Origin of the sequence: Arthrobacter sp. GCM10027362, assembly GCF_042679445.1 — a bacterium.
GTDB lineage: Bacteria > Actinomycetota > Actinomycetes > Actinomycetales > Micrococcaceae > Crystallibacter.
Map to the genome: position 1 here is coordinate 1 of NZ_JBHTML010000259.1, position 4,261 is coordinate 4,261.

Annotated in this window: 3 protein-coding genes; 1 reads left to right on the top strand and 2 read right to left on the bottom strand. The window is 71.7% G+C overall.

Translation table 11 applies throughout. The features are described from left to right. On the top strand, positions 1-668 hold a 668-nt coding region (locus ACFQ36_RS21095), incomplete at its 5' end, for a GntR family transcriptional regulator (RefSeq protein WP_377017241.1). A 69-nt stretch (positions 669-737) separates the two neighbouring features. Here the strand turns inward: ACFQ36_RS21095 and ACFQ36_RS21100 are convergent. Continuing rightward, positions 738-3,230 (bottom strand): FAD-dependent oxidoreductase, encoded by a 2,493-nt coding sequence (locus tag ACFQ36_RS21100; RefSeq protein WP_377017243.1) that lies wholly within the window; start codon positions 3,228-3,230, stop codon positions 738-740. Positions 3,231-3,307: 77 nt separating this feature from the next. After that, complete coding sequence (gene purU / locus ACFQ36_RS21105; protein WP_377017245.1) at positions 3,308-4,210, bottom strand: formyltetrahydrofolate deformylase; 903 nt, start codon at positions 4,208-4,210, stop codon at positions 3,308-3,310. Between the last annotated feature and the right edge of the window lie 51 nt (positions 4,211-4,261).

The following is a 4,261-nucleotide window of genomic DNA, read 5'->3' on the forward strand; positions in this document are numbered from 1 at the left end:
CGAGGGAAGGGCCGGGCACTGTGGAGGCGATGGGTACCGCCGGCCGGACCCGGGCGGAGCATGCGTATCTGGAACTGCGCCGGCGCATTATCGACATGCGCCTGCCGCCGGGGGCGGCCCTGGACGAAGAGGCGCTGATGGCCGAGCTGGGGGTGGGACGCACGCCGATGCGCGAGGCCGTCAAGCGGCTGGAGTCCGACCGCATGCTCACGGTGTATCCGCGCCGGGGCACGATCATTGCCGACGTGAATATCCGGGACCTGAAGGCCATTTCCGATGCCCGCCGGGTGCTGGAAGGTTTCGCGGCGCGCCGGGCGGCCGAACTGGCCACGGACGGGGACCGGCAGCGCCTGAAGGAGTGCCTGCAGTTGCTGGCAAACGCCCCGGCGGAATCCAACCAGGCCTCGATGGACCTGGACGAGCGGATCCACCGCACCGTGTATGCGGTCATGCGCAACAGCTATGTGGAAGCGACGCTGATCCAGTACTTCAGCCTCTCGCAGCGGATGTGGAATTTCGTCCTCGCCGGGCTGGCGCCGATCGCCGGGCACGTGCGGGAGCACGAGGCGCTGCTGCAGGCGGTGATCGACGGCGACGCGGACCGGGCCGCGGCCCTGGCCGAGGAACACGTCACGCACTTCGAAGGGCTGGTGCGCAGCGCGCTGTAGCCGTGCGCCCCGGCCCGGCGACGGCTGCGGCCTTGGGACCGGCGGTCCCGGGGCCGCAGCCGTCGCGGTTCAGGCGCGGATCTTCTTCATCTCCGGATCGACCAGGGGCTCGGGCGCCACGGTGGCGTCGATGCGCCGGCCGAAGTATTCGATCTGCACGGTGTCGCCCTCGGCCACGGTGCCGGGCAGCCAGGCGTAGGCCACCGGCCGGTGCACGGTGTGCCCGTAGGCGGCGCTGGTGATGTAGCCGGCCGGCTGCCCGGCCACGTAGACCGGTTCCTTGCCCAGCACCATGGATTCCCCGTCGTTGACGGTCAGGCAGGCCAGCCGGGTGGCCGGGGGCCGGGCGGTGCGCCGGTTTAGGGCCTGCTTGCCGACGAAGTCCTCCTTGTTGGCCCGGACCGCGAAGCCGAGGCCGGCCTGGACCGGGTCGTGCCCGGTGTCCATGTCGGTGCCCCAGGAGCGGTAGCCCTTTTCCAGCCGCAGGCTGTTGAAGGCGCTGCGTCCGGCCGCGATGACCCCCAGCGGTGCGCCGGCGGCCCACAGCGCGTCCCAGAGCCGCAGGCCGTATTCGGCGCTGGTGTAGATCTCCCAGCCGAGTTCGCCGACGTAGGACAGGCGCATCAGCCGCACCGGGATGCCGGCGATGGTGGTGCTGGCGGCGCGGAAGTATTTCAGCCCGTCGTTGGACAGGTCCTGGGGGGTGAGCGGCTGGAGCAGGTCGCGGGCGCGCGGGCCCCAGAGCCCGATGCAGCAGGTGGCGCCGGTGGTGTCCCTAACCTGGACCCACTGCTGCGGGTCCGCCTCGGTCTGCGCGGCGGCCTGGCGGCCGATGTAGTCCAGGTCCAGTCCGCCGTTGGCCCCGACCTGGAACAGCGCATCCGCGATCCGGGCCACGGTCAGGTCGCTCCTGATGCCCCCGGCCTGGTCCAGCATCAGGGTGTAGGTGACCGAGCCGATGCTCTTGTCCAGCTGGCCGGTGGTCAGGTGCTGCAGCAGCGCCAGCGCGCCGGGGCCGGAAACCTCCAGCCGCTTGAGCGCGGTCATGTCGTACATCGCCACGTTGGTGCGGGTCGCGTACGCCTCGGCCGCGGCGATCGGGGAGTCGAACTTGGCCGACCAGGGGTCCCGGGCCGGCGGCTGCCAGTTGCGCGGCAGGGTCTCGAGCAGGCCGGCGTTGGCTTCGTACCAGTGCGGGCGCTCCCAGCCGGCGCTTTCGAGGAAGAAGGCCCCGAGTTCGGCCTGGCGGGCGTGGAAGGGGGAGACGCGCAGGTTCCGCGGCGACCGGCGGGGCTCGAGCGGGTGGCGGATGTCGTAGATCTCGACGAAGTTCTGCTGCGAGGTCTCCAGCACGTACTCGTCCTGCAGCTGGATCTCCTCGAAGCGGGCGACGTCGAGCTCGTGCAGGTCCGTTTCGGACCGGCCGTCGACCAGCAGTTCGGCCACCGCCTTGGCCACCCCGGCCGAGTGCGTGACCCAGACGGCCTCGGCGATGAAGAAGCCCTTCAGGTCCCGGGATTCGCCCACCAGCGAGCCGCCGTCGGGGGTGAAGGAGAAGATGCCGTTGAAGGCGTCGTCGATCTCCGTGTGGTGCAGGGCCGGCAGCAGCTGCCGGCAGGCCTTCCACGGCTGCTCGAAGTCCGCGGCGGTGAAGGCCAGCCGGGAGGGCATGGCGTGCTCGCTGATCTGTTCGGCACCGGGCAGCTCGTCGTAGCCGACCGGGATCGGCCGGTGCGCGTAGGAGCCGATGCCCAGCCGTGCACCGTGCTGGCGGAAGTAGAGGTCTTCGTCCTGGTGGCGCAGGATCGGCAGCCGGGCGTTGTTGCCGGTGCCGACCGCCTGCTCCGGTTCCCCGGCCAGCTCGGCCAGCGGGGTGGTGGTCACGTACTGGTGGGCCAGCGGCACCAGCGGCACGGGCATCCCGATCAGGTCCCCGACCGCCGGGCCCCAGAAGCCGGCGGCGGAGACCACGATGTCGGCCGGGAAGACCGTGTCCCCGGAGCGGACGCCGGTGACCCGGCCGGCGGCCTGCTCGATGCCGGTCACCGGGGTGCGGCCGATGAACCGGGCGCCGCGGGCTTCGGCCCGCTCCCGCAGCAGTTCCACCGCGAGCAGGGACGAGGCGAGCCCGTCGCCGGGCACGTGCAGGCCGCCGAGCACCATGCTCTCCTCGATCAGCGGGTGCAGCGCCTTGGCCTCGGCCGCATCCACCAGGCGGGCCTGCAGCCCCCAGGAGGTGGCCAGGCCGTGGCGGCGCTTGATCTCCTCCAGCCGCTCCGGCGTGGTGGCCACCTCCAGGCCGCCCACGGGGTTGAAGGCCCGGGCGCCGTCGCGGGCCAGGGAGGCGAGCTTTTGGCCGGTGTAGGCGGCGAATTCGGTCATGGTCTTGGACGCATTGGTCTGGAAGACCAGGCCGGGGGCGTGCGAGGTGGAGCCGCCGGTCAGCGGGATCGGGCCCTGGTCCAGGACGGTGACGTCGGTCCAGCCGCGCTCGGTCAGTTCGTCGGCCAGGTTGGCGCCGACAATGCCGGCTCCGATGATCACGACGCGGGGTGCTTGCATGAGGGGCCTTTCACAGGTGGATTCCCGGACACCGCGGCCCGGGGGCTAAGGGGGAGCCGGAACGGGTCCGGCCGGGATCAGGTGAAGATGATGGTGCGGTGGCCGTTGAGCAGCACCCGCTTTTCGGCGTGCCAGCGCACCGCCCGGGCCAGGGCCAGCGCCTCGGCGTCCCGGCCGACGGTGGCCAGCTGGTCGGGGCCGAGCCGGTGGTCCACCCGGATCACTTCCTGCTCGATGATCGGGCCCTCGTCCAGGTCCGCGGTCACGTAGTGGGCGGTGGCCCCGATCTGCTTGACCCCGCGCTCGTACGCCTGGTGGTAGGGGCGGGCGCCCTTGAAGCCGGGCAGGAAGGAATGGTGGATGTTGATCGCCCGCCCGGCGAGCCTGCGGCACAGGTCATCGGAGAGTACCTGCATGTAGCGGGCCAGCACCACCAGGTCCGCCCGGTAGGCCCCGACCAGTTCGAGCAGCCGCGCCTCGGCGGCCGGCTTGGTCTGGGCGCTGACCGGCACGCGGACGAAGGGCAGGCCCGCCGCCTCGGCCATGGGGCGCAGGTCTTCATGGTTGGAGACCACGGCGACCAGGTCCGCGGCCAGGCTTCCGGTCTGCCAGCGGTAGATCAGATCGTGCAGGCAGTGCCCGAATTTCGAGACCATGACCAGCACCCTGGGCCGGGCGCCGTCATGGAAGGTGTAGTCCATGCCGAACTCGGCCGCGACCGGGGCGAATTCCTCCGCCAGGGCCCCGGCGTCCACCGCTTCCGCGGCGGAGAAGGCGGTGCGCAGGAACAGCCGCCCGTCCACGGCGTCGTCGAACTGCTGGTGCTCGGCGATGTCGAAGCCGTGCTCGACCAGGAAGCGGGAGACGGCGTGGACAATGCCGGCGCGCTGCGGGCAGGACAGGGTCAGCACCGCTCCCGGACGGGCCGGGCCGCCGGCAGCCTGCGCTGCCGGGCGGGGAAGGGTGGGGGAAGTGCTCATGGCGTCCGGTTCCTCCTGAGGGATCAGAGCGGGGCATTGGCGGTGCTGCGG

Bases quoted from the DNA above. Each gene is read 5' to 3' on its own strand.
- ACFQ36_RS21100 (WP_377017243.1), bottom strand. From the start codon at position 3,230: ATGCAAGCACCCCGCGTCGTGATCATCGGAGCCGGCATTGTCGGCGCC.
- purU (WP_377017245.1), bottom strand. From the start codon at position 4,210: ATGAGCACTTCCCCCACCCTTCCCCGCCCGGCAGCGCAGGCTGCCGGC.